Genomic DNA, 24,788 nt, shown 5'->3' on the forward strand with positions numbered 1-24,788 from the left:
AAACATATCACCCATACTCAAACAAAAAGGCCAGCCTTCTAGAAAGGCTGGCCAAGATAATTGTTCATCACCAGATGAAAACCGCAAAAAGGATGGCGATTGCCGTGATGACAGCACTTGAAAAACTGCCGATGAGCAATTGTTCACGCTGGGAAAATGCCCCTTTTTGAAAAGCTAAAAAAGTTGTGGGGGAATGAATCGGCAAGATGGTGACGCCGCCGATGATCATGATCAATAAAAACGCCATTGGCAAAATCGGCAAGCCCAACATTTCTGCAAAACTGACGATGATTGGAAAAATGACAATCATCGATGTGGAAGGCACGACAAACAAAAAGCGCAATAGGAAAATGAGACAAGCGATAAAAATAATATTTACCCCCTGGCCCATTCCTGCTGGCAGCAGTTGAATCAATTGGCTCGCCAGGACACCGGCCGTTCCGTTTTCTTCTATTAAATAGCCAAGTGAAAATGAGGCGCCGAGCAATAGGAAAGTTTCCCAGTCGTAATCCCGGACGAGCCGGTCATCAACAAGCCCATTCACCGGCAATGCATAATAAGCGAGCAACAGGAAAGGCCCCACGATAAGCGGAATCTGTTCCTGATCGATGACGATCCAGCTGATGATCATGGCGAAAAACGGAATGATCACCCACCAAAAACGTTCCGGCAAGCGGGCGGCAGGTGCAAATTCCATCTGCTCCATCTGAGGCACGGCACCACTGCGGCGTTTAAAGAAGAACCAGACACCGAAACTGACCAATAGCAGTGACAGCCAAAGCGCAGGTGCGATGCGCACAAACCAGCCGAGCCATGAAATTTGGATGCCTCCGAAATCACTCAGCAATTGAGCCGCTAAAATCGGGAATCCGCCGCCGGTGAAGACGATCATCGTCGAGTTCTGGTTCATCATGCCGATGACATAAAAGCTGAATTGGCGGAACACGCTTCTCTTGCCGAGTGCAAAACGGTCGTTCACTTGCTCGATGATCGGCTCAAGAATGCGGAACCTGGCGACAGCGGAAGGCAGCAGGATCGGCAAAAAGACGATCAATAGCGGCAAGCCGACCAATAGCCGCTGGACTTTCCCTTTGCTCATTTTCAATAACACGCCGACAAAGACTTGATCGGCTCTCGCTTTCACCAGCACTTTGGAAATCAAAGTCAGTGCCAGGATAAAATAAAGCGCATCCGACAGAAAACCGGCAAAAGCCTGCTCCGGCTCTTCCGTTAAACGGAAAAGCAGCAGCAGGCCGAGCACCAGAAGACTCGAAGCGCCGAGCGGCATGGCGCTTACCGTCCACAAACCAATGGCGATGCCAAGCAATAGCAGCGTCAGTTTCTGGTCATCCGTATAAGCATCCAATAAACCGAACGCCCATAAAAGAGCAAAACCGGCGGCCAGCAGAAAAGCAAGAATACGCGGCACTAGCTTAGAGTTTCTCACTTTTCCACCCCTTAACGTTGTTTATATGCCAGCCTATTGCTTCTCCATTTCAGGAATGCCGGAACCAATAGTGAAACGAGTGCAACCAAGAGCAAGGATAGCGGAAGCGGAGTATCGACAAAAATGCTCAAGCTGCCGTTGGAGATGGTCATGGATTGGCGGAAAGCCTGCTCCATCATGCCTCCAAGGATAAATGCCAAGATGAATGGCGGTGCTGGGAATGAAAAGATCCGCATCGCAAATCCTAATGCGCCGAATACCAGCAGCATGTATAGGTCAAAGACGTTGAAGCTGATCGAATAGACGCCGATTAAACTAAACATGATGACGAGGGAGATCAGTAAAGGACGTGGAATGCTCAAGATTTTTGCCAAATATGGAATCAATGGCAAGTTCAAGATCAACAGGAACACGTTCCCGAGATACATGGAAGCGATGATGCCCCAGAAGATTTCCGGGCGGTCGGTCATCAAGAGCGGTCCTGGCTGTACGCCAAGCACAAGGAACGCGCCCAACATGACAGCCGTCGTACCCGAACCTGGAATCCCTAAGCTCAAAAGCGGGACGAACGCACCGCTTGTCGCGGCGTTATTGGAACTTTCAGGTGCTGCGAGCCCTTTGATGGACCCTTTCCCGAACTCTTCAGGATTTTTAGCGATTCGTTTTTCAAAAATATAACTGATGAAAGAAGCGATGGTCGCTCCTGCACCTGGCAAGACGCCGAGCAAAAATCCGACAAACGACTGGCGGCTGACTGGCCCGCTCATTTCTTTCAAGTCTGCCTTGGACAACTTCAAGCTGCCCAGTTTCTGGTCGTCGCTCAAGCTGCGGTTTTTGCGGTTCAGGATCAGCATGCAAACTTCAGCGACCGCAAAGAGGCCGAGTGCGATGATCAAAAAGTCGAATCCGTCGAACAAGTTAACGTTCCCGAATGTAAAACGCTGCGTCCCTGTCTGCGGGTCGATGCCGATCGTGACGACCATGAAGCCTGCGACGGCTGCGATCATCGCTTTGATCGTCGAGCCTTCAGAAAGACTGGAAATCGCGGTCAAGCCCATGAACATCAAGGCGAAATACGCTGGCGGCCCGAAAGAAATCGCTACGCTCGAGAGCGCCGGCGCGAGCAGCATCAAGAGGACGACCGAGACGGTCCCTCCGATGAATGAAGAAATCGCCGCAATGGCCAGCGCTTTCCCGGCCTTCCCTTGCTGGGCCATCGGATAGCCGTCGAATGCTGTAGCGACCGTTCCGGAAATTCCCGGGGCGTTCAACAGGATCGAAGAAGTCGACCCGCCGAATACAGCCCCGTAATAGACGCCCGCCATCATGACGAGTGCCGGTGCCGGGTCCATCCCGTATGTAATCGGAATCATGATCGCAATGGCGCTGATCGGGCCTAGCCCTGGCATCATCCCGATCAAAGTACCGACGACAACGCCGATCAGTACGAACATGATCCCTTCTAGACTTAAGGCAACTTGAAAACCGGTCAATAGACCTTGAAATGCATCCATATGGAAACTCCCTCCTTAAAATGGCAAGATGCCGCGCGGCAAGACAATTCCCAGCGCGAAAACGAAAATAGCATACATAACAATCGGGAACAGAAGAGAGACCAATATATTTGTCTTCCATGCTCTATAACCTAAAAACCACGAACAGAAGAAAATGAATAAGGCCGTCGTGATGATAAAGCCGATCGCTTCAAACAATAGAATGTAGACAAAAATCATGGCAAATACCGCGGCAATGACCCCCAGTTCTTTTTTGGGGATATTGCGCTTTTCCTTTTCGGCATCCGTTTCCACTACACGGGAAAAGAACAGGAAGACGGACAGCACCAATAACAAGATGCCCAAGCCCTTCGGAATGACATCCGCATCGATCGGGGCATATTCGTAATTGGGCAATTGAAAACTTAAATATAAATAGACGGCCGCAATAATGAAAATCAGCAGCCCCAACTTCCGGTTTATGCTTGCAAGCAAACGAAACGCCTCCTTTTGACTGAAAAGAGAGAAACCGAATGCTAAAGATCCGGTTTCACTTTTTTACTTTTGAGCTGCTTAGGCAGCTATATGTTCTGTGGCAAAGAAAATTTTATTGGCCTAATCCAATTTCCTCGAGCAATGCGGCAATTTCCTCTTTTTCGCCTTCGAGGAATTCGCTGTATTCTTCACTGCCCATATACATTTCGTTCCAGCCGTATTTCTCGCGGACTTCCGCAAATTCTTCGGATTCACTCAATTCCTGGAATTTGGCTTCGTAATAATCGACCGCTGCCTCGTCCATGCCTGGAGGCCCGAAGAATCCGCGCCAGTTGACGAAGCTCTCATCGATGCCTTGCTCGATCGCTGTCGGGAATTCGGAAAGCACTTCCCCTTCCATGCGTTCTTCTGCCGTCACACCCAGAACTTTGATATTGCCGGCACGCACTTGCTCGATTGTTTCACCGACACCTGTCGAGAACACATCTACCGAACCGTTCAGAACCGCTGTCAAAGCACCGCCTTCTTGGTCAGAAACGTATTTGATCTTTGTCGGGTCCACGCCTGCCGCTTTGGCGATGCGGACAAATTGCATATGGTCCATGCTCCCTGGAGCGGAAGTACCGATAACGGTGATGCTTTCCGGATCGTCTTTCATTTGGTCGAATAGATCGTTCAAATCTTCAAATTCGCTATCTTCACGAACCGCGAACGCGCCGTAGTCAGCAATCATATTGGCAAGCGGCGTAAAGTCTTCATGCCCATGTTCCGATTGGCCGTTGAGCGGCACGAACATCAGTGGCGGTGAAGCGACGAACATGCTGTGGGCGTCGCCTTCTTTTGCGTGGACATAAGCCCATCCGATTGCCCCGCCTCCGCCTTCACGGTTGATGACGGTCATGTTTTCATCGATGATTCCCGTTTCGCCGAAGACCCGGGCAACTTCACGAGCTGTCGTATCCCAGCCGCCGCCTGACCCGGCCGGCGCCACCATTTCAATCCCTTTCGACGGTTCGAAGGTTCCGTCTTCTCCTGCTGTGTTGGCCGTATCTTCGGATCCGCACCCGGCGAATGCTAAAGCGCTTACAGTCAAGACACTGGCAAAAATCGTTTTCTTCATTTTATTTCCCCCTCAGTTCAAGTAGTTTTCTTATGAGTTGAAGTATAACTGTGAATTTTCAGAATGTAACCGTTTGCAAAATAAGCTGTATAAAGGATTTTGTGAACATTTTGTTCATAAAGTTCATGCTAAATGACTTGGTTTACTGATATTTCATTAATAGGAAACTACAGGGAGTTATGCTAGAGTTTAAAGAGTAAACTTTAAGGAGGCCCACTATGAAACGCCTACCAGATGCAACTCCCGGCATGGCGGCCATTGCGCTCAGCATCATACTAGCTCTCAGCATAGGAAGCGCCATCATGGCACAAAGCTATTTTCGTTATGTAGAAGTGACCGAAGCAGCCGACCGCTGTTACGAGTTGGGCGGATTTCCTGAAATCGAGAAAAACGGTTGGCAAATGACTCATTTCGAATGCCACACCGACTGATTGCCGACAACGAAACGATAACGCAAAAAAGCAACTCCCCTAATTCAGGGAGTTGCTTTTTTGGGGAACTCTAGAGAAGTGTGTCTGCCAGAGCTTGTCACTCGCCTTCACTTCATTTAACAAAGTATTTCCGTTCCGGCCTGCCGACAATCCCGTATCCAAGCTCAGCGTAGCAATCATCCGTCGACACCAAATATTCCAGATAGCGCCTGGCGGTCGTACGGGAAGCGCCCATCTCTTCGCCCATCTTCTCAGCCGTTACGCCTTCCTCGTATTGCTCCAACAATTTCTGCACTTTCTGCATCGTCAGCGGATCGATGCCTTTGACTGCTGGCGCTTCTTTTTTGACTGCCTTGACGCCAAACAGTTCATCCAAATACTCCTGGTCGATGGTTTCTTGGTTCGACAGCTTTTCCCTGTCTTTCCGGTATTTCTCGATGGTTGCAGTGAACTGGCTAAGTTCGGCTGGCTTTAAGATGATGCCTTTTACGCCTTTGCGCAGCGCCGTTTCGATATACTCCCTCTCGTTTGCTGCCGAGACGAGAATGACGTCGGTCTCCGGGCTTTCTTTCCTTAACTCATCGATCAACTCGATGCCGAGCCCGTCCGGCATGTAATTATCCAATAGCACCAAATCCGGCCGCTCTTGTTTGACCGCCGCCAGTGTCTCAGCGCAGTCTTTTGCTTTCGCCGCCAGTTCCACTTGTTTGATCTTTGCTAAAAATTTCTCGTGCACTTGCGCGACACGAAAATCATCTTCTGCAATCACTACCCGCAGCATTATGCCACCTCCATCGTTTTTTTCGGGATAAAGACGCTGAATACCGTCCCGCGCTGCGGCGTTGAATCCACCTCAATCCAGCCATTCAAGTCTTCGACCGCTTGTTTGACGATCGCCAAGCCGTAGCCTCTGTCCGCTTTTTCCAGTTTCGTGGAGAATCCTTGCATGAAAAATTGATCGAGGTTTTCGGTTTCAATTCCCCGCCCGCTGTCCTGCACTTCAATGACCAAGTCGTTGCCGATATCGGTAATGAAGAAAGACACTTCTTTTCTGTCGCTCGACTCGACTTCTTCAATGGCATTGTCGATCAAATTCCCGACAATGTGAATGACTTTGGAGATATCAACATGAGCAGGCAATTTGGCGAGCGAACTGTTTTCATCCACCGACAGCTCGACTTTTGCTTCGGAAGCTTTCCCCATTTTGCCGAGCAGAATCGCCTGGACTTTTTTATCTTCGATATGATTCAGCGTATGCTTCGTCTGCTTTTCATGATGATGGGTCTCTTGCTGGATCAGCCGGACCGCTTCCTCGGTCTCTTCCAATTGCAGAAGCCCGGATATGGCATACAGCTTATTGGCGTATTCATGCGTTTGCGCCCTCAGGCTTTCCGAGTATTGGCGGATTTCCGAAAGGGTTTCCAGCACTTCCTGCACTTCCGTTTTTTCACGGAATGTCGAAACGGCACCGACCATTTCCCCTTCTGCCCAAATCGGCTTTTGATTGACAATAAAAACGGTACCGCCAATGAGGATTTCTTTGTTCTTCCATGAATTCCCTGTCGTCAAAGTTTCGCCCATCCTGAGTTCCGGCAATATGTCATCGGACGGTGTATGGAGAAAACTTTGGTCCATGGCGAGCATTTTTTCTGCGGAGCTGTTCAACTCTGTGATGCGGCCGTCTTTATCGATGGCGATGACCCCTTCGATAATCGATGACAGCAAAGCTTCCCGGTCCTGGTACAAACGGGCGATTTCACGGGGTTCAAGCCCGAGCGTATCTTTCCGGATATTCTTCGCCAGCAGGATGCTGCCCAGGACGCCGATGACGAGTGTCAATAGAGCCAGCGCCATCACGTCCATAATATTGCCGAAAATGATTGCTTCGATATCGTCAATCATATATCCCACCGACACCACACCGATGACGCGCCCGTCACCGTCATAGATCGGCGCTTTGCCGCGCAGGCTTCTGCCGAGCGAGCCGAATGCTTCGGACACATAGACTTTGCCTTCTTGAAGGGCGCGCTCGTTATCGCCGCCGACCATTCGTTTTCCGATTTTGTCGGGATCGGGATGCGAATAGCGGATGCTCTCCCTATTGCCGATGACGATGAACTCTGCGCCCACTTGCTTGCGCAAATACTCAGCGATCGGCTGGATTTGCAGCGCCGGTTCCTCGTCGTCCATCGCTTCGACGATCGTCGGCATGGCTGAAATGCCGATCGCCGTTTCCTGCGCTCGCTGGCCGATGTTCTCTTTGATTTCCGCAATTTCCTGATAGCTCAAAATCCCGCCGAACACCACTGTTGTCAACAGCACGAGCGAAGTCGTCAGCAGGATGATTTTGGTTTGCAGCGATAATTTTTTCATGGCACCCGTCCCCTGTATAGACCGTTTTTCATTAAATGTAGTCTACCATATCCCGAAACGGCCGAAAGAAAAAATATTAGAATTCTCTAAAAACATTATTTTACCACTAAAAAGCCCTGTTCTCCAAAATGGAAAATCAGGGCTTCGCTTTATGCTCTTGTAATATCGGCTTCCAGTTCGACTGCGACATTTCCTTGAATGGCGCGCGTAATCATGCAGGAAGATTCTGCTTTTTCCGCGAGTTTGTGCGCCAGCTTGAATTCCTTTTCCCCTGCATCCGCCGACAATACGACTTTCGGGCGGTGGATAATCTTTTTATAGGTGATGACGCCATTTTCGACTTCAACGATTCCTTCCGACTCCATTGTCAGCGACTCTTTTGCAAGTTTGCTGCGCTCCATCATCGCGGCGAGCGTGATGATATAGCAGGTCGCTGCCGCACCGAGCAGCATTTCGTCCGGATTGGTGCCGACCCCTGGGCCGTCCATTTCCGGGGGAATCGAGATTTGCGTCTTCAAATTCCCCGATTCGATTGTCCCGACATCGTTTCGATTGCCGGGCCAGTCTGCTGTTAAATGAAAACTATGCAAAGCCATTGCTGTTTCCTCCTCTTCTATTTCCAATCTTCCATATCTTCGCTTCGCGGCATCGCTGTGATGGCTCCCGCCCGTGTTGCACAAAGAGCCCCCAGCTTATTGCCAAAGCCTGCGCAAGCAATCAATTGTTCCTGGTTTTTTGGCATGCCGTTTAAATGGACATGGCGGATGATGCCTGCCATGAACGCATCTCCGGCCCCCGTCGTATCGACAGGCTTGACCGGCACGACCGGCACATGGATCGTCTCGTCTTTATATACCGCATGCGTGCCATGTTCCCCGTCCGTGACAAAAACGACAGGCAGCCCGTAAGCCTTCAGGCGCTCGATGCCCGCTTCCATTGAATCAGCTTCCATGAGGAACAATAATTCTTCGACCGTCAATTTCAAAATATCCGCCTGCGGCAAAAAGCGCAGGACGGTTTGACGGCACAACTCCTCGCTTTCCCAGCGCAGCGGCCGGATATTAACATCGTATGAACAAATCACGCCGTGAGACTTCGCCAATTCCAAAGCCTGCGCCGTCGTTTCACGCGCTTCCGGATGAAACAGCGTCCCTGAGCAAAAATGGAACAGACTAGCCGATTCGAACGCTTCTCCCGCCAGCTCGTCTGCCTTTACTTGCAAATCAGGCGTTTCATTATCATAGGAAGCGAAAACCCGGTCGTTCGTTTCCGTTAAATGAATATATACGCCGCTGATGCGCTTTTCCGGACGTTTAATTGAATGCGTCAAATCGACACCTTCCGCCCGCAGTGCCTGGCAGAAAAAGTCCGAAATCTCATCATCCCCGGTAATCGTGATGAATGCCGACGGGACTCCGAGACGGCTGACGCCTGCCGAGACGTTGACGGTGGCGCCTCCGAGATACAAATCGAATAAATCGTTGTTTTTAGTCGTTGCGATATAGTCGACAAACGCGTCGCCGTAAATCAGGACGTGCCTGTTAGCTTCCATACTTTTCTCCCCTTCTCCAAAGAACCCTTGTCCGTTACAGATACTGCCTGCAGCGGCCTGTTAAAATTCACTTTCCCTATTATTTCAGCAGAAAACAGGCAGGGCAAGGAAAAAAGCCTGAAAAGCGCGGCGCTACAGTATTTTGCATAAAAAACAGCCGAAGAAAATAGCTCTCCGGCTGGGTTCTCCTATTATTCAGCCATCCACTCCGGTTTTCCGAAGCCTTCGAATTGCTCGTCGATGACCGTTTCAAATTCTTCCGACTCGACGATCTCGACCAAATCCGCCGCCAGTTCACTGTCTTCATTTTCGGCTGCAACGGCTACGACATTGCGGTACTGGTCAGGCATGTTTTCGAGCGCCAAAGCGTCAAGCAGATCCATGTCCGCTGCGAGTGCGAAGTTTCCTGGAACGGCGGCAAGGTCCGTGCCTTCAACCGCACGCGGCAATTGCCCCGCTTCAATCGGCTGGAACACCAGGTTCTTCGGATTTTCCGTTACATCTCGTTCAGACGCTTGAAGCACTTCCGCTTCCGGATCGAGTTCGACCAATCCTTCGTCCTGCAGCATCAACAATGCACGGGCACCGTTGACAGGATCGTTTGGAATCGCGATGGTCGCCCCGTCGGATACCGCATCCAGCGAATCGAATTCATTGGAGTAGATGCCCATCGGCGCAGTCGGAACCGTGATCAATGCGCTCAAATCCATATCGTTTTCTGTTTCGAAGTTCTCTAGGTAAACCGTATGCTGGAACAAGTTGGCATCGATTTCCCCGTTGTTCAACGCATTATTGGGCTGGATATAATCGCTGAATTCAATCGTTTCGACGGTATAGCCTTTTTCTTCAAGCGCAGGCACGATCGCTTCGTTCAGCATGTCGCTATAAGGGCCGGCTGTTGCACCGAGCTTGATGTCTTTCGACGCTTCGCCGCCTTCTGTCGTTCCTGTATCCGCTTCTTCTCCGCCGCATGCGGCCAGTGCAAGCGCGCTCGCTGCCAATATCCATGTGAGTTTCTTCATGTCATTCTCCCCTTATCGTTTATCGAGTTTTTTGGCTGTAAAGTCGCCTGCCTGTTGAATCAATTGGACGAGCACGATCAAAATGACGACCGTGACAATCATGATCGTATTATCATAGCGGTAATAGCCGAAGCGGATCGCCAAATCGCCGATGCCGCCGCCACCGACCACACCCGCCATCGCGGAGTAGGCAATGAGGCTGATGACCGTCAACGTAATGCCTTGGATCAAGCTCGCTTTCGCTTCCGGCAAGAGCACGTCTTTAATGATCATCCAAGGCGTCGCACCGACCGCAATCGCTGCTTCGATGACGCCTTTATCGATGTCACGCAGCGCCGTTTCCACAATGCGTGCGAAAAACGGAATCGCCGCTACCGACAAGGAAACACTCGCTGCGACCGGGCCGATTGTCGTACCGGTAATCAATTGCGTCAGCGGGATGAGCGCGACCAGCAATATGATGAACGGAATCGACCGGACGATGTTGACGACAAATCCGATGACGGAATTGACCGGGCGGTTTTCCCAGAACAAGCCGCTGTCTGTGATGAACAATAAAATGCCGAGCGGCAAACCGATGACAAGCGCCACGCCAAGCGAGATACCGATCATGATTAGGGTCTGGTAAAACGCCACTTGGATTTCCGGCCATAATTCGATGATTCGTCCCCATTCAATTCCCATGCTCCATCACCTCCACAATCGCTTCGCGCTGTTCAAGATAGTGAATCGCCTGACTCACGTCTGCTTGGCCGCCTTTTAGTTCCATGACAAAAATGCCGAGGGGCAATTCCTGAATGTATTCGATCGCCCCGTGCAGGAAATTCCCTTTGACCGGATAGCTTTGCAGCATATCGGAAATGACGCCATCTCCAGCGACTTCGCCTTTGAACAAGACTTTGACAATCGTGCCGTCGCATTTCTTCAGGATTTCTTCCGGCACATTGAACGACACGACGCTCGAGATGAATTCCTTCGTCAAAGCGGTCTTTGGATCGGCGAAGATATCGTAGACACGCCCTTCTTCGATGACACGCCCGCCTTGCATAACCGCCATGCGGTCGCAAATCTCCTTGACGACGTTCATTTCGTGCGTAATCAATACAATCGTAATATTGAGCTTGCGGTTAATGTCTTTCAATAAACGCAAGATCGATAAAGTCGTATTCGGGTCGAGAGCGGAGGTTGCTTCGTCGCATAACAGCACGGCCGGTTCATTGGCGAGTGCACGGGCGATGCCGACGCGCTGCTTCTGCCCGCCGCTCAGCTGCGCCGGATAGATATTGCGCTTGTCCGACAAGCCGACCATTTCGAGCAGTTCATCGACGCGTGGGCCGATTTTCTTGCTCGGCGTTCCAGCTGCGCGAAGGGCGAATGAAATATTCTCCGCGACCGTCTTTTGGCTGATCAAATAGAAATGCTGGAAGATCATGCCGATTTTGAGGCGCGCTTTCCGCAAGCCGTCGCCACGCAGCTTCGTTAAGTCCTGGCCGCCGACTTTGACGGTGCCTGACGTTGGCCGTTCAAGCAAATTGATGCAGCGGATGAGGGAACTTTTTCCGGCACCCGAATAACCGACGATGCCGAAAATCTCACCGGTTTTCACTTCCAACGTCACATCATCGACGCCTTTCACCGTGCCGTGTTTGGTTTGATAGGTTTTGCTCAGTTGTTCGATTTGAATCATGCTGTCCACTCCCCCAGGCAAATAAAAAATGCCTCTTTTATCAAAAAAGAGACATCGAAAATTAGAATTCCGACTTATCTTTCAGAATGAATTTCATTCTGCAGGACTTGGCACCTTCCCATATAAATGGGGGTTGCCGGACGTCATAGGGCCTTACCCTCGGTCTCTCTTGATAAGCATGCGTATTTGGTTGTTTTCAATATTACCTGCACGGGCGATAGCTTGTCAATGCGATTTTTCAAACTTTTTGTACAATGGGACGCGTCGGTCATCGAATACCGGAATGCGGCCCCGCACTTCGTCTACTTCCGAAAGATCGATATCGATGTAGCCGCTGCCTTCCTCCTGGCCCATATCCATCCGTACTTCTCCCCACGGGGCGATGACCATCGAATGGCCGCCGAACTCGTTTTTCGGGTCGCTGCCGATGCGGTTTGCCGCGATGATGAAGCATTGATTCTCGATTGCGCGCGCCTGCAACAGGATGCGCCAGTGGTCGATGCGCGCTGCCGGCCATTCCGCAGGCACGAAGATCGCCTTCGCGCCGTTCAGCGCTTGCGCCCGAAGCCATTCCGGAAAGCGGATGTCGTAACAGATGACGCCGCCGTATGTTTCTCCGTCCAGTTCGAACGTGCCGAGCGACTGTCCTTCCTCGAGGTGAATATGCTCGTCCATCAAACCGAAGCGATGCGCTTTATCATATTCAGAAACGACCGCACCTGTACGGTCAACGACATACATCGTATTATAGAAACCATCTTCTTTCTTCGTGGAGACCGAGCCTCCGACGATATGGACGCTGTGCTCTTTGGCGAATTGTTTCAAAAAATCTGCCGTTCGGCCGTTGCTGTCAGCGAGTTCGTCCAGCTGCGTTAACGCATACCCGGTGTTCCACATTTCTGGCAAGACGATGAGCTCCGCTCCATTTTCTGCCGCTTCTTCCAAATAGTTTTTTACACGCTGAAAATTCGTTTCCGGCTCTCCGAAAGCGATATCCATCTGCACACAAGCGATTTTCATATTCTCTCCTCCTGTAGACAGTTTAGCTTAAACTCTATAAGATTTAAGATAGATGTGCAATTATTTAGAAAATGAGGAGGATTTCATGGACTTTTCAAATCGCTTACAAAATCTTCCGGATCAATTTTTCGCCCTGCTTGTTGCAAAAACGGCAAAAGCAGTCGACGAAGGACGAGACGTCATCAATTTCGGCCAAGGCAACCCGGATCAGCCAACGCCCCCGCATATAGTCAAGGCCATGCAACAAGCGGTAGCCGATCCTCAAACACATCGCTACTCGCCGTTTCGCGGCCTCAGTTCGTTAAGGAAAGCCGCTGCGGATTTCTACAAAAAAGAATACGATGTCGATATCGATCCTGATTTGGAAGTCGCTATTTTGTCCGGAACGAAAATCGGTTTTATCGAGTTGCCGCTTGCGTTGCTGAACCCGGGCGATTCGCTGCTGTTGCCGGATCCGGGCTATCCTGATTACCTGTCAGCCGCACCGCTTGCGGATATCGAATTTGATTTGATGAAACTGAAACAGGAAACCGGCTATCTTCCCGACTACAACGAGGTGACAGCCGCCGCGAAAGCACGCGCCAAACTGATGTACTTGAACTACCCAAACAACCCGACCGGCGCGACAGCAGACATTGCGTTTTTCGATGAAACGATTCAATTTGCCAAAGAAAACGGCATCGGGGTTGTACATGACTTTGCTTATGGCCGCATTGGCTTTGATGGCAAGAAGCCGGTCAGCTTCCTACAATCAAAAGGTGCCAAAGATATCGGCATTGAAATGTATACCTTGTCCAAAACGTATAATATGGCCGGATGGCGCATCGGCTTTGCGGTGGGCAATGCCAAAATGATCGAAGCACTCAACCTCGTCCAAGATCATTTGTTCGCCGGCATCTTTCCGGCTGTCCAACTGGCCGCTGTAGAAGCATTAAACAGCAGCCAGCAATGCGTCGAGGAATTGAATGAATTATACGAGAAGAGACGCCAGACGCTGGTGGATGAATGCCGCCGGATCGGCTGGGAATTCGAAGCGCCGAAGGGATCATTTTTTGCCTGGCTGCCTGTCCCCGAAGGCTATACGAGCATCGAGTTCTCTGACCTGCTGCTCGACAAAGTCGACATTGCCGTGGCGCCGGGCAGTGGATTTGGTCCTGGCGGAGAAGGTTTTGTACGCGTCGGGCTATTGGTCGATGAACAGCGCATCATCGAAGCAATCCAACGAATCGAGAAATTGGGGATTTTCACTAAATAGGCAAAAAAAAAGAAGGCATTGCGCCTTCTTTTTTTTATTTTTTATTAACCACCATTTCCATATCCCAATACAGGTCGGAACTGAAACGGTCATCCTGATGCACTTGGGCAGCCAGCACATTCTCGCCGTCTTTCAGATGGGTCAGGGCCTCTTCATCCAAGTAGATGCGCTCGATTCGGTCTTCGCTGCCAACGTCTTCATCGCTCACCGCTTCCTGGTAGTCCTCAAAGCCGAACTCGCCAGTCTCCGGCATATTGAAGCGCATGATTTCTTCTCCATTTAAATACAGGATGACGGCATCATCAACACCAAACTCGACATAGCCGAGGCCGCCGATTTCTTCCGCATCTTCCACTTCAAATGCGGCTCTGAAATACGTCAATGCGATTTTCTCGGTCTCATCCCCGCCATAGCCGACAAGCTTTTCCACAGCACCAAATTCCGGCCGTTCTTCATCTTCCGGAAAACCTAGCGGGCCAGCGCCTTGCGCCCAATCACTATCATCGAAATCGTCTTCAATCCAGTCTGTTTTCTGGTCGCTGCCATCGTCCAGATAACGCCACTCGCTGCCTGCTTCGAGCAACTTGATTTCTTCGTGTGCCACCAATTCGAATTCAATCGCATTGCTTTCCCACACTTTATCGCCATCTTTTACTTCCGCAAATACTTCTACTTTTCCAGGATTTGCACCTTCTGCTGCCAGGACTTTCCCGTCTTTTATTTGGATATCATCACTGCTCGTGCGGTACGTGACCGAGTCAGGGGAAATATCGTATCGCCCGCCTTCGACGTTTTCGCCTTTAAGCTTCAATTCCACTTCCGGATAGAAAGAATTCTCTTCCGTAGCCAGCACGGTGCTGTTCGCTTCGAGTTCCACTTTTTCAAGCGCCGGCACGACCGTTTCGATAGACGGATCTTTGATGATCTCGTATTCGTCGACCAACTCATCGGTATCCGTCCGGTAAGTTTCTAGGCGTAAACGCGTCGGTTCCACTTGGATGTTCATATAAGTTGGCACGCCCCATTGTTCACGAATAGCTGAATACGGCTCCCGTTCATCCTGCATGTAATAGTATTTGCTGCCGCTCGCTGTACTGCCGGTAATATACAAAGTGCCTTCGGGATTGACCGGTGCGTCCCCTTGCATCATGTGATTTTTCAAAGGCTGGAAGTTTTCCATCTGATAAGTTCTCACATAGGAATGGTCATGTCCCATCAACACTGCATCAAAGCCGATTTTGTCGATCGTCGGCACGAGCTGCTCGCGCAAGTTCAGCACCACTTCACTTTGCGAATGTGCAGCGGCGCTATAGATTGAATGATGGAAAACAAGGATCTTCCATTTCCATTCCCTTCCGGCAGTCGCTTCAGCCGTTTCTTCCATGAACTGAATATGCTCTTCCGGATTCTGGCTATTGGAATTCAAATTCATGAACAAGGTATCCCCGTACGAGAAATAATAATCGCCTCCGGAATTATCGTAATTGCCGAGTTCCCAGTTTTCGTTCGGGACATTGAAATGATAGGCGTAATGATAGGTATCGTCATGGTTGCCAATGGTGGTGGCCGCAGGATAATTGCGCAGCGGTTCAGGCGCGAAATAAGCCGCATATTCTTTTTCGGAATAGCGCGCATCGACCTGATCGCCTGCCGACAGGATGAAGCTTGAGTCTGGGCTGCGGTCGATCGCTTGACGCAATGTTCTTTCCCAACCTCTTCGATCTTCCGCAATATCTCCCGATGCCCCGATTTGAGGATCAGCGACCATCACAAATTCATAGGATGATGGATCTTGCGTCTTGAAATGGAAAGCTTGTGTCCAATTGCCACGGCCGTCTCCCAAACGGTACATATAATCCGTTTCATTTTCGAGCTTGGTGATCACCGCTTCATGGGCAGAATAGCCGTAAGTAGCGTTTTTCAACGATGCATCGACCGTTACCGCAGCGTTTTCCGGAAAATCCTCGGTCCTAGAAGAAACTTTTGCGTATTGCACCTGGCCAGCACGCGTTGTACTTGGTGAATACCACGAAAAGTTCATCTCCGACTCATCGCTCCCAGGGGCGAAGGCGATATGAGACGCAGGGTATGAATCATTCGATTCGCTATCCAAAAAGTCCCTGTCCATAAATAACAGCGAACTGGAAAGATGTGACTGAAAAGCTTGGCGCTGTCCCTCCATTAATTGTGCTGCATCGATTTGAAGTGCGCCTTCTGCCGCTTCTGCTCGCCCTTCGTCCAACTGAAAAGCCGCACCGCATGCAATTATCGCCGTAAGAATCCATCGTCCTGCACCCCGCCACATCGTCATCATTACCCACCCCTTCGTAAACAATCCGATCTATTATTTTTCAAATATTCAGTAATTAAATTTTAGCATAATTCAATTGAACTAAAAAGAAATAAAATGTGAATATTTAGAACTATTTAAAAGGAATAGAAATTCTTTTTGCACTGCTTTCCAATTCTTTTAGTTATACTGCGTCACTCTATAGAAAAAATCGCAGCCAACAAAAAAAGCTTTTCCCCGAAGAGCACATGCCCAACGGAAAAAGCTTTAACTAAAAATCTATCTTTCAATCCACGAACCCGAACTCCCTTAAAGGCGCGAAGCGGAATTTCACTTCACCGATCACGTCTTGTTTCTGGATAAATCCCAACACGCGGGAATCTGTGCTATTGCCACGATTGTCGCCGAGGACATAATAGCAATCCGGGGGAACTGAAAATTCACTGGCTAATTGGGGCTGTGCCAGGAATTCATCATTCCTGCCTTTATCCAAATAAGGTTCGTCCAGCGGCTGTCCATTCAGGATAATCTCCCCGCCCGACATTTCAATATGGTCGCCCGGAACGCCAATGACCCGTTTAATAAAGCGGCTGCCGTCCGGTGCAAAAAATACAATCGTATCAAAATTAGCGATTGATGTGGCTTTGCTCAGAACTAATTTATCGTTTTCATAATAACTCGGCTGCATCGATCCGCCTTCGACGATGACCGGCTCGAACAGGAAGTGGCGGACCCCAAAGATAATGAATGCCGTTAGCAACAGCACTTTCATCCATACAAGCATTTCTTTGACCGGATCTTCGTACACTGGCTCTCCTCCACCCCGCTTTTTTCTCTAGTTTACTATAGCGCCCCATGCCTTGCACTCCGAGATTTCTTCCACGATAATGAGAACATGTGAGTTGAAAGAATTATCAGACACGCAGTTGATTTCTATCTTAATTTTAAAGGAGTGGGATTGATGAAAACATTACCTGCACAAGATGTCATTTACGCTTTTTCCAATACACTTAAACCGAGCCTGCGGGTAGCGGCCGGCGATACCGTAAAGATCGATACTTTCGATTGCTTTAAAAACCAGCTCCAGTCGAGCGACCAGGAAGTCGCAGCCATCGACTGGGATCAAGTGAACCCTGCGACAGGGCCGATTTTTATTGAAGGAGCCGAGATTGGCGATGTGTTGAAAGTGGAGATCAAAGATCTTGAAATCGGTGAGCAAGGCGTCATGGTCACTGGCCCAAATCTCGGCGTGATGGGCCACCGGATGGAAAAGATGGAATCGAAAATCATTCCCATCCGAAATGGCAAGGCGGTATTTAACGAACAACTGCAGCTTCCATTGAACCCGATGATTGGCGTCATCGGCGTTGCACCGGAAGGCGAACCCATTTCGTGCGGCACACCAGGTGCACACGGGGGGAATATGGATACGAAACTGATCACAAAAGGCGCCACGCTTTATTTTCCTGTGGCAGTCGAAGGCGCGCTGTTTGCACTCGGAGATTTCCATGCCGCGATGGGTGACGGCGAAATCAGTGTTTCCGGCATTGAAGTGCCGGGCAGCGCCACTGTCCAATTCGATGTTATCAAAGGCAATCATTTAAAACATCCTTTGCTCGAAAATGAAGAGGGCTTGGCTTTTGTTGTCTCGGCGATGACCTTGGACGAAGCCGTTTCCACTGCCGTCGAGGAAATGATTGATCTGTTGCTGCCTCAATCCGATCTGTCCGTCAGCGACATGACCATGCTTATGAGCGCAGCCGGTGAAACGCAGATTAGCCAAGTGGTCGACCCTCTCGTGACGGCTAGGTTCTTTGTTCCACGTCATGTGCTTGAAGGATTAGGTTTCCGTTTATTTTCTTAAAATGGAAATTACAAGGAGATATGGGGCTATTTAGACGTCTGAATCGTCAGACTTTTGAGCGACGAAAGATTTTATGTTACACTCAAGAAAAAATGTAGGTGATTAGAATGGTAGGAAGAAATGATCCGTGTCCATGTGGCAGCGGAAAGAAATATAAAAAATGTCACGGGAAACAACAGACAGTTTCCATCAATGATCTGGTGAACGAAGAGCTGTTCCAAGTCAGACAGCAATTCTTCTCGGAAAACCCGAACCGTGATCAGCTAACGGATTTCCGTGCGCTCCAGCAGGAATGGCAGCCGCGTTTAATGAAATCGATGGCGGAAAACGATGCACAAGCTTTTGTCATCGAAAATTTCCTGTTCATGCAGAAACCGGAACTATGGCAAAACTTCCTGTCTAAGCAGATTGAACAGACGCAGCGCCCAACAACGCAAGAAGTGTTGGAACAATGGTCAAACTTCCGTGTATTCCTCGGCCAATTGGTCTCAGGCGATACAGAAAAAGCGGAATTGAAAGACGCCTTTACCGGCGAAACTTACGTCATGGCAGACCAGCCGCCGACGGATATGGAAGAAGACCAAGGACTTCTTGCAATTCTTCTGCCGGATGCGCGCGCAGGCGAACAAGGCATCTTGTTCTTGAACGGCTATTTGACGATTGTCGGCAAATTTGCCCCATTCTTTGAACAGCTGCAAAAACGCATTGAAGAAAAAGGCGCATCGGCGAACGAAGACTATCTTCGCGAGCATTATCTTGAAGTGGTCGAGCATATCGTCCAATACTCGACAGGCGCTGTCGAAGAAAGCATCGAGCTTTCCGCGGAGCACCAATCCGTCATGGACGAATTGAAAAAACACATCGACGCAGCGGACTTCGACGAAGAAACGGTGACGAATGTGACAAGCATCCTCAACAGCTACCTGGTCAGCCAACAGCCGACCGTACAGAAACCGGAAGCACTCGTTGCCGGCTACTGGCGTTTCCTGCAGGATCACGAGCTGATTCAAGGACCGATGCTTTCTGCAAAAGACTTGAGTGAAAAATTCGGTGTTTCATCCAGCACGATCTTAAAACGCTCTAAAGAGTTCGGTTCTTATTTCGAAGAACTGCTTGCTAAAAAATAATGGAGAAAAGCACCGGAATGCCTCCGGTGCTTTTTTATTCGTCTTTTTTTCGCCTGAACGTGATCAGGATATACAATAAAATACCGGAAACCGCGAAGAATACGTATACGCGCCAAAACGGGCCGTTCAGCCAAGTGGCCGATGCAAACCCAAGCCAATTGTTCAACACTGTCAAAAGAAACAGGGCAATGCTCAGGAAAAATATACCCATACCCAAAAAGCGGAAAATATTACGGACAGTTCTCATTTTTTCACCTCTCCTCCCAGCTCTTTACCTCCTCCTATTCCCCAAATAAGAGGGCTTGAACAGAAAAGACGCAGCGCTTTGAGACAGTGCTGATTTCGTGGCTGTTAATTTTTTCTTTTCCACACTATAGCTATCCACAAAATGCCGTTTCACTGTCCTATTTCTAGGGAAGCCCCTTAATATATGCGAAAAACAGCAGTTATGCACATTAATTAACAAAATTCCGTGGGTTATGTGGGTAAATGTCGAAATTTACAGTCGATTTTTAATAATTATAGACTTATCCACATGTTGATAAGTCCAACTTATCTTTTCCCACCTCAAAAAGGAGGAAGAGCCGCATGTTTGAAATTACGTGGGACAGTTTCATCCGGATCGTCACAGTAGGGGTTCTGGCGTATATCGGGTTATTGGTGTTCTTAAGAACTTCCGGAAAACGAACCTTGACGAAGCTTAATGCCTTCGACCTCGTCGTAACTGTCGCTTTGGGTTCAACTTTGGCGACCATCCTGCTCGACAGCAAACTGAGCTTATGGGAAGGCCTTACCGCATTTGCCGTCCTGATCGTCCTGCAGTATCTGATTACGTTTACGGCAGTGCGTTCGAAAAGCTTCAATAAACTCATCAAATCCGAACCGCGGCTATTGTTTTCAGAAGGGAAATTCTTGGAACAAGCCATGCGCGACGAACGCGTCAAAGATATAGAAATCATGCAGGCGGTGCGCAATTCAGGCGAAGGCGACTTGCAGAATGTTAAAGCTGTCATTCTCGAGACGGACGGCAGCATGTCGGTCATCACCACTCAAGCAGGCAATGCCCTTGCCAATGTAAAAGCGCAATCAAAAAAGGATCCCTTGTAGGATCCTTTTTTATCTTGGCGTTTTTGCTCGTTGTTTCCGGTGTTCCCTGCGTGCAGGCGCTGAATCAAAAAATAGCTTCTCGCCTTCTGTTTCAGGAAAGACTGGCGGTACCGGTGTCGGTTTTCCGTTCTCACCAATCGCGACCAGCGTCAAAAATGATTCGGTCGTCAAGCGTTCTTCCCCGGTTTCCAGATTCTTCGATTTAACGCGTACATACACTTCCATCGACGTTCTGCCGGTTGATGTGACGTTCGCTTCCAATTCCAGGACGTCGCCGACTTTTGCAGACGACAGGAAATCCACCGAGTCGATCGAGGCCGTCACGACGATATGGCGGCTTGCATGTTTCATGGCCGAAATCCCGGCAATTTCATCGATATAGGCAAGCACTTTTCCGCCGAAAATCGATTCCATGTGATTGGTGTCTGGCGGAAGCACCAGCTTTGTCTGTATGGTCCGTGATTCGCGCATAGGTTTCGCTTCCATGTATTCTCCTCCTCTTTCTTCCTTAAGGCTATTCCCGCTGCCGGAATTTTTCAATCCCGATGCATTTATTCTTACGTAAAAATAAAAACCGACATTCCGCCTTATGGTAAAGTGGAAAAAAGGGGGAATTTAGTACATGTCTGATCTTTTTCAAATTCTGAACACACCCGATTTCCAATCCAAGGATTCGCTGAAGCGGCAATTGCAGCAACTCGGGATTGTTGCGGGCGATCACCTAATGGTCCATTCCTCACTGAAGTCGATGGGCTGGATTGCTGGAGGCGCGCAAGCAGTTGTCGAAGCTTTGATGGAAGTCATCACTCCTGAAGGCACTCTCGTCATGCCTTCCCAGTCTGCGGATAATTCCGATCCTGTCTATTGGATGGCTCCGCCAATCCCTGAGAATTGGCATCAGCCCACACGCGAACAGATGCCGGCTTATGATCCCGATCTGACGAATATGCGCGGAATGGGAAAAATACCGGAATGCCTGCATCGCCACCCGGCGACAATCCGAAGCCCCCATCCGACTCATTCATTTATCGCCTGGGGGCGTCTTGCCGCTGAGTGGATGGCTGAACAGCCGCTGGAAGATTCGTTCGGTCCCGCCTCGCCTCTCGGGAAAATGATGGCGCATCAAGTGAAGATCCTGCTCATCGGCACCGGTTTCGATTCATGCACTGCACTCCATTATGCAGAATTCCTGCAGCCGGAACGTACGACTTCCCCGCAAGGCGCAGCGATGTACGTTAACGGAGAACGTCAATGGGCCACCTACGATTGCGTCGATATGGATTCAGACCGCTTCCCGGAAATCGCCAAAGACTTTCCTGGAACTATCACTGAAGGCGTTCTCGGACAGGCCGAAACCCAGCTCACTGAGATGCGCCCGCTTGTGGAGTTTGCTATCGACTGGCTCCAGCGAAATCCAGCGCCGCAAGAACAGCAGGAACAAAAAAATTAAACAATATAGGCTGAAGCGGCAGGTTGCCTGCCGCTTCAGCCTACTTTTCTGTCGAGATGCACCCAGTTGGTACATTCAATTGATGATTTCACCCAATAAAACTTCCAAACGTTCATTGTCTTTATTAAAAGAGTCCACAAATGCGTTAATGATATGGGCAGGTTCTTCAATCTTCGCCCAATCCAACAGGTAGCCGGCATTCAATGCGAGTTGGCGGGCGAATTCGCGGACCGCCCTGCCATTGCCTTCACGGAAAGGATGGAGCGCATTCAATTCCGCCAAATAATGGGCGAGGCGCTGAATAAAAACGTCTTTGCCCATCCTCTTCAAATAAGACTCTTCAGCCAATTCATCGAAAAGCTGCTTCAGCTGGCTGGCCAAGTGTTTGGGATGGGCGAATGTCGAACTTCCTTTAGACGTCATTTCCTCTCGCAGCTTTCCGGCAAACGGATAGACGTCCTGCAACAGGCAGCGGTGGATATCGAGAAACACGTTGAGATCCGTTGGGTCTTTCGGCTTTTTTAATTGCAGTTCCGACAAGCGGTAAAGCGCGTAGACCGTTTCCAATTCCTTCAGCTTGTCTTCGTCCCGGATATCGAATGCATTCACCAACACATCGGTTCCAGGGTAGCAATACATGGACGTGTGCTGGTATTTAGACATCGAAGCGTGCTTTGATGGCCTGGTGGAATTGAGCTTCCGTCCGTTCTCCGGTCAGGACAGAGCGGACAAAATTCCGGTCTTCATGGGTCACATCAAACCCTTCCGTTACGAGAGAGTGTGCGGCGCAGGAAATCGCGTGATTTGCTTGTTCATGGGATACCCGGTTAGCTAAATTCGTCACATGGATGACCACCTTTCATTCTATCATTATAGCATTTTGACGCCTTTTTTTCCACGATTCCCTCTCTTCAAAAATGGTGAAAATGGCTTCCTGACCGCCTTTTTCCACCTTCATATCCTGTGTTTTCTTTCGGCTGATTCACGAAAAAAATCCCGGATGCTGGGCATCCGGGATTTCCGCTTATTGTTTTTGCAGTTCTTCAGTTTCTTCTGCCGTGAAGACGCGCGAACGGGTCAAGAATCGCTTTCCTTCTGCTCCTTCAAGTGAAAACATCCCGCCGCGCCCAGGCACAACATCAATGATCAATTGTGTATGGCTCCAATAATCAAACTGGCTCTTGTGCATATAAAACTCGCTGTCGCCGATGACACCCATCAATACGTCCTGATCGCCAACCATCAAATCACCTTTTGGATAGCACATCGGAGAACTGCCGTCGCAGCAGCCTCCCGATTGATGAAACATCAATGGCCCGTGCTTTTCCTTTAACGTGTTGATCAGCTCCAAGGCGGCGTCTGTGGCGATTACCCGTTCTGTCATGGCTAGCCCTTCTTTCTGATCAGAAGAACCCAAGCTTGTCTTCGCTATAGCTGACGAGCATGTTCTTCGTGTTTTGGTAATGGCTGAGCATCATCAAATGATTTTCACGCCCGAACCCGGACATTTTGTAGCCGCCGAACGCTGCGTGTGCAGGATACTGATGGTAACAGTTTGTCCATACACGCCCCGCCTGGATGCCGCGGCCGAAACGATAAGCCGTATTCGTGTCGCGCGTCCAAATGCCAGCCCCAAGGCCGTAAAGCGTATCGTTGGCGATTTCCATCGCCTCTTCTTTTGTTTTGAATGTAGCGACTGCGAGGACAGGACCAAAAATCTCTTCCTGGAAAATACGCATTTTGTTATCGCCTTTGAAAACTGTCGGCTGGATATAGAAGCCTTCTGAAAGATCGCCTTCCAGTCGGTTGCGGTCTCCTCCTGCCAGCACTTCTGCGCCTTCCTGCTTGCCGATCTCGAGATAGGATTGGATTTTCTCCAATTGCTCAGTGGATGCTTGCGCTCCCATCATCGTCGCCGGATCCAGCGGGTTGCCGGTCTTGATTTCTTCCACGCGTTTAATGGCGCGCTTCATGAATTCCTCGTAAATATCTTCCTGGATCAAGGCACGGGATGGGCATGTACATACCTCACCTTGGTTCAAGGCGAACATGACGAAGCCTTCCACCGCTTTATCAAGGAATGCATCGTCCTGGTCCATGACATCCTTGAAGAAGATGTTCGGTGATTTTCCGCCCAGCTCGAGCGTCACCGGAATGAGGTTTTGAGACGCATACTGCATGATCATGCGGCCAGTCGTCGTTTCACCGGTAAAGGCGATTTTGCTGATGCGCGGGCTCGATGCAAGCGGCTTGCCTGTTTCGATCCCAAACCCGTTGACGATGTTCAGGACGCCCGGAGGCAGCAGATCACCAACCAATTCAGCCCATACAAGTATGCTGACCGGTGTTTGTTCAGCCGGCTTCAAGACGACGCAGTTTCCTGCTGCAAGCGCAGGGGCCAATTTCCATACCGCCATGAGAAGCGGGAAGTTCCAAGGGATGATTTGGCCGACTACGCCGAGCGGCTCATGGAAGTGATAAGCGACCGTGTCGTTGTCGATTTGGCTGATTCCGCCTTCTTGCGCGCGAATCGCGCCGGCAAAATAACGGAAATGGTCGATAGCGAGCGGCATATCAGCATTCAAGGTTTCACGGACCGCTTTCCCGTTATCCCAAGTTTCAGCGACCGCAAGCATTTCCAAGTTCTCTTCCATGCGGTCGGCAATCTTTAAGAGGATGTTGCCGCGTTCTGTCGTGGACGTTTTCCCCCATGCTTCTTTCGCAGCATGTGCAGCGTCCAGCGCCGACTCAACGTCCTCTGCACTTGAACGCGCCACTTTTGTGAACACTTTGCCGTTTACCGGTGATAGGTTTTCGAAATACTGCCCGTTTTTCGGCGCCTGCCATCCACCGTTTATATAATTATCATATTGCTCTTTAAAATTTACTTTTGCACCATCTGTGTTTGGAACTGCATATACCATTCTACATCTCCCCTTTGCTTGGTTTAGCCCCGTTATGTATACGCTTTCAATTCACGCTTGGCGCACCATTTATTTCAGGGCTCGCCTCTATATATTGTCAAATAAATCGGAAAATTGCAACTGTTAGCCTA

Annotated in this window: 26 protein-coding genes and 1 riboswitch; of the genes, 6 read left to right on the forward strand and 20 right to left on the reverse strand. The window is 49.7% G+C overall.

What is annotated here, in order from left to right; all coding sequences use genetic code 11:
• Positions 1-67 precede the first annotated feature (67 nt).
• The 4 genes from AUC31_RS13195 to AUC31_RS13210 form a co-directional block, all read right to left on the reverse strand.
• Positions 68-1,447 carry an SLC13 family permease gene (locus tag AUC31_RS13195; protein ID WP_237150613.1) on the reverse strand — a complete coding sequence of 460 codons (1,380 nt, stop codon included), beginning with the start codon at positions 1,445-1,447 and terminating at the stop codon, positions 68-70.
• A gap of 11 nt (positions 1,448-1,458) precedes the next feature.
• Positions 1,459-2,961, reverse strand: a complete 1,503-nt coding sequence (locus tag AUC31_RS13200; protein WP_058382745.1) for a tripartite tricarboxylate transporter permease — start codon at positions 2,959-2,961, stop codon at positions 1,459-1,461.
• A gap of 15 nt (positions 2,962-2,976) precedes the next feature.
• Positions 2,977-3,435 (reverse strand): tripartite tricarboxylate transporter TctB family protein, encoded by a 459-nt coding sequence (locus AUC31_RS13205; RefSeq protein ID WP_058382744.1) that lies wholly within the window; start codon positions 3,433-3,435, stop codon positions 2,977-2,979.
• Between the two features lie 112 nt (positions 3,436-3,547).
• Positions 3,548-4,555 carry a tripartite tricarboxylate transporter substrate binding protein gene (locus AUC31_RS13210; protein ID WP_058382743.1) on the reverse strand — a complete coding sequence of 336 codons (1,008 nt, stop codon included), beginning with the start codon at positions 4,553-4,555 and terminating at the stop codon, positions 3,548-3,550.
• 218 nt (positions 4,556-4,773) lie between these two features.
• Here AUC31_RS13210 and AUC31_RS13215 point away from each other — a divergent pair, with 218 nt between their 5' ends.
• Positions 4,774-4,986 carry a hypothetical protein gene (locus AUC31_RS13215; RefSeq protein ID WP_058382742.1) on the forward strand — a complete coding sequence of 71 codons (213 nt, stop codon included), beginning with the start codon at positions 4,774-4,776 and terminating at the stop codon, positions 4,984-4,986.
• Positions 4,987-5,098: 112 nt separating this feature from the next.
• Here AUC31_RS13215 and AUC31_RS13220 read toward each other — a convergent pair whose 3' ends face one another.
• From AUC31_RS13220 to AUC31_RS13255, 8 genes are all read right to left on the reverse strand, one after another.
• Complete coding sequence (locus AUC31_RS13220) at positions 5,099-5,767, reverse strand: response regulator (RefSeq protein ID WP_058382741.1); 669 nt, start codon at positions 5,765-5,767, stop codon at positions 5,099-5,101.
• Positions 5,767-7,359, reverse strand: a complete 1,593-nt coding sequence (locus AUC31_RS13225) for an ATP-binding protein (protein ID WP_058382740.1) — start codon at positions 7,357-7,359, stop codon at positions 5,767-5,769. Before AUC31_RS13225 ends, AUC31_RS13220 begins: the two co-directional genes overlap by 1 nt.
• A gap of 149 nt (positions 7,360-7,508) precedes the next feature.
• Positions 7,509-7,955, reverse strand: coding sequence for an OsmC family protein (locus AUC31_RS13230; RefSeq protein ID WP_058382739.1), 447 nt, complete (start codon positions 7,953-7,955; stop codon positions 7,509-7,511).
• Positions 7,956-7,972: 17 nt separating this feature from the next.
• Complete coding sequence (locus tag AUC31_RS13235; protein ID WP_058382738.1) at positions 7,973-8,911, reverse strand: carbohydrate kinase family protein; 939 nt, start codon at positions 8,909-8,911, stop codon at positions 7,973-7,975.
• A 191-nt stretch (positions 8,912-9,102) separates the two neighbouring features.
• Complete coding sequence (locus tag AUC31_RS13240) at positions 9,103-9,933, reverse strand: MetQ/NlpA family ABC transporter substrate-binding protein (protein WP_058382737.1); 831 nt, start codon at positions 9,931-9,933, stop codon at positions 9,103-9,105.
• A 12-nt stretch (positions 9,934-9,945) separates the two neighbouring features.
• Positions 9,946-10,617 carry a methionine ABC transporter permease gene (locus tag AUC31_RS13245; protein WP_058382736.1) on the reverse strand — a complete coding sequence of 224 codons (672 nt, stop codon included), beginning with the start codon at positions 10,615-10,617 and terminating at the stop codon, positions 9,946-9,948.
• A complete protein-coding gene (locus tag AUC31_RS13250; RefSeq protein WP_058382735.1) occupies positions 10,607-11,620 on the reverse strand; it encodes a methionine ABC transporter ATP-binding protein in 1,014 nt (337 codons plus the stop codon). Before AUC31_RS13250 ends, AUC31_RS13245 begins: the two co-directional genes overlap by 11 nt.
• A gap of 71 nt (positions 11,621-11,691) precedes the next feature.
• Positions 11,692-11,799, reverse strand: a riboswitch (SAM riboswitch).
• 46 nt (positions 11,800-11,845) lie between these two features.
• Complete coding sequence (locus AUC31_RS13255; RefSeq protein WP_058382734.1) at positions 11,846-12,640, reverse strand: carbon-nitrogen family hydrolase; 795 nt, start codon at positions 12,638-12,640, stop codon at positions 11,846-11,848.
• An 85-nt stretch (positions 12,641-12,725) separates the two neighbouring features.
• Between AUC31_RS13255 and AUC31_RS13260 the strand changes: the two genes are divergently transcribed.
• Positions 12,726-13,895 carry a pyridoxal phosphate-dependent aminotransferase gene (locus AUC31_RS13260; RefSeq protein ID WP_058382733.1) on the forward strand — a complete coding sequence of 390 codons (1,170 nt, stop codon included), beginning with the start codon at positions 12,726-12,728 and terminating at the stop codon, positions 13,893-13,895.
• 34 nt (positions 13,896-13,929) lie between these two features.
• On the opposite strand, the gene AUC31_RS13265 is transcribed toward AUC31_RS13260, so the two are convergent.
• Together AUC31_RS13265 and lepB are read right to left on the reverse strand one after the other, a co-directional pair.
• On the reverse strand, positions 13,930-16,206 hold the full coding sequence (locus AUC31_RS13265; RefSeq protein ID WP_058382732.1) for a purple acid phosphatase family protein: 2,277 nt from the start codon (positions 16,204-16,206) through the stop codon (positions 13,930-13,932).
• Between the two features lie 265 nt (positions 16,207-16,471).
• Positions 16,472-16,993, reverse strand: a complete 522-nt coding sequence (lepB, locus tag AUC31_RS13270) for a signal peptidase I (RefSeq protein WP_058382731.1) — start codon at positions 16,991-16,993, stop codon at positions 16,472-16,474.
• Between the two features lie 153 nt (positions 16,994-17,146).
• On the opposite strand from lepB, the gene AUC31_RS13275 reads away from it, so the two are divergent.
• Together AUC31_RS13275 and AUC31_RS13280 are read left to right on the forward strand one after the other, a co-directional pair.
• Positions 17,147-18,049 carry an acetamidase/formamidase family protein gene (locus tag AUC31_RS13275; RefSeq protein ID WP_058382730.1) on the forward strand — a complete coding sequence of 301 codons (903 nt, stop codon included), beginning with the start codon at positions 17,147-17,149 and terminating at the stop codon, positions 18,047-18,049.
• A 107-nt stretch (positions 18,050-18,156) separates the two neighbouring features.
• On the forward strand, positions 18,157-19,176 hold the full coding sequence (locus AUC31_RS13280) for an SEC-C metal-binding domain-containing protein (RefSeq protein WP_058382729.1): 1,020 nt from the start codon (positions 18,157-18,159) through the stop codon (positions 19,174-19,176).
• A gap of 34 nt (positions 19,177-19,210) precedes the next feature.
• Here the strand turns inward: AUC31_RS13280 and AUC31_RS13285 are convergent, their stop codons facing one another.
• Positions 19,211-19,423, reverse strand: a complete 213-nt coding sequence (locus AUC31_RS13285; protein ID WP_058382728.1) for a hypothetical protein — start codon at positions 19,421-19,423, stop codon at positions 19,211-19,213.
• Positions 19,424-19,764: 341 nt separating this feature from the next.
• Here AUC31_RS13285 and AUC31_RS13290 point away from each other — a divergent pair, with 341 nt between their 5' ends.
• Positions 19,765-20,283 (forward strand): DUF421 domain-containing protein, encoded by a 519-nt coding sequence (locus tag AUC31_RS13290; RefSeq protein ID WP_058382727.1) that lies wholly within the window; start codon positions 19,765-19,767, stop codon positions 20,281-20,283.
• 9 nt (positions 20,284-20,292) lie between these two features.
• On the opposite strand, the gene AUC31_RS13295 is transcribed toward AUC31_RS13290, so the two are convergent.
• Positions 20,293-20,769: an acyl-CoA thioesterase gene (locus AUC31_RS13295; RefSeq protein ID WP_058382726.1), complete on the reverse strand. Its 477-nt coding sequence runs from the start codon at positions 20,767-20,769 to the stop codon at positions 20,293-20,295.
• A gap of 136 nt (positions 20,770-20,905) precedes the next feature.
• Between AUC31_RS13295 and AUC31_RS13300 the strand changes: the two genes are divergently transcribed.
• The gene (locus AUC31_RS13300) at positions 20,906-21,733 is read left to right on the forward strand and encodes an AAC(3) family N-acetyltransferase (protein WP_058382725.1); all 828 of its coding nucleotides are present in this window, start codon (positions 20,906-20,908) and stop codon (positions 21,731-21,733) included.
• Between the two features lie 75 nt (positions 21,734-21,808).
• Here the strand turns inward: AUC31_RS13300 and AUC31_RS13305 are convergent, their stop codons facing one another.
• The 4 genes from AUC31_RS13305 to adh all read right to left on the reverse strand — a co-directional run bounded on the left by AUC31_RS13305 (position 21,809) and on the right by adh (position 24,657).
• Positions 21,809-22,396 carry a Fic/DOC family protein gene (locus AUC31_RS13305; protein ID WP_058382724.1) on the reverse strand — a complete coding sequence of 196 codons (588 nt, stop codon included), beginning with the start codon at positions 22,394-22,396 and terminating at the stop codon, positions 21,809-21,811.
• Positions 22,389-22,577, reverse strand: a complete 189-nt coding sequence (locus tag AUC31_RS13310; RefSeq protein WP_058382723.1) for a hypothetical protein — start codon at positions 22,575-22,577, stop codon at positions 22,389-22,391. Before AUC31_RS13310 ends, AUC31_RS13305 begins: the two co-directional genes overlap by 8 nt.
• Positions 22,578-22,757: 180 nt before the next feature.
• Positions 22,758-23,117, reverse strand: coding sequence for a DUF779 domain-containing protein (locus AUC31_RS13315; protein ID WP_058382722.1), 360 nt, complete (start codon positions 23,115-23,117; stop codon positions 22,758-22,760).
• 19 nt (positions 23,118-23,136) lie between these two features.
• Complete coding sequence (gene adh / locus AUC31_RS13320) at positions 23,137-24,657, reverse strand: aldehyde dehydrogenase (RefSeq protein ID WP_058382721.1); 1,521 nt, start codon at positions 24,655-24,657, stop codon at positions 23,137-23,139.
• Positions 24,658-24,788 lie beyond the last annotated feature (131 nt).

It is taken from the genome of Planococcus rifietoensis, from assembly GCF_001465795.2.
Classification (GTDB): Bacteria; Bacillota; Bacilli; order Bacillales_A; family Planococcaceae; genus Planococcus; species Planococcus rifietoensis.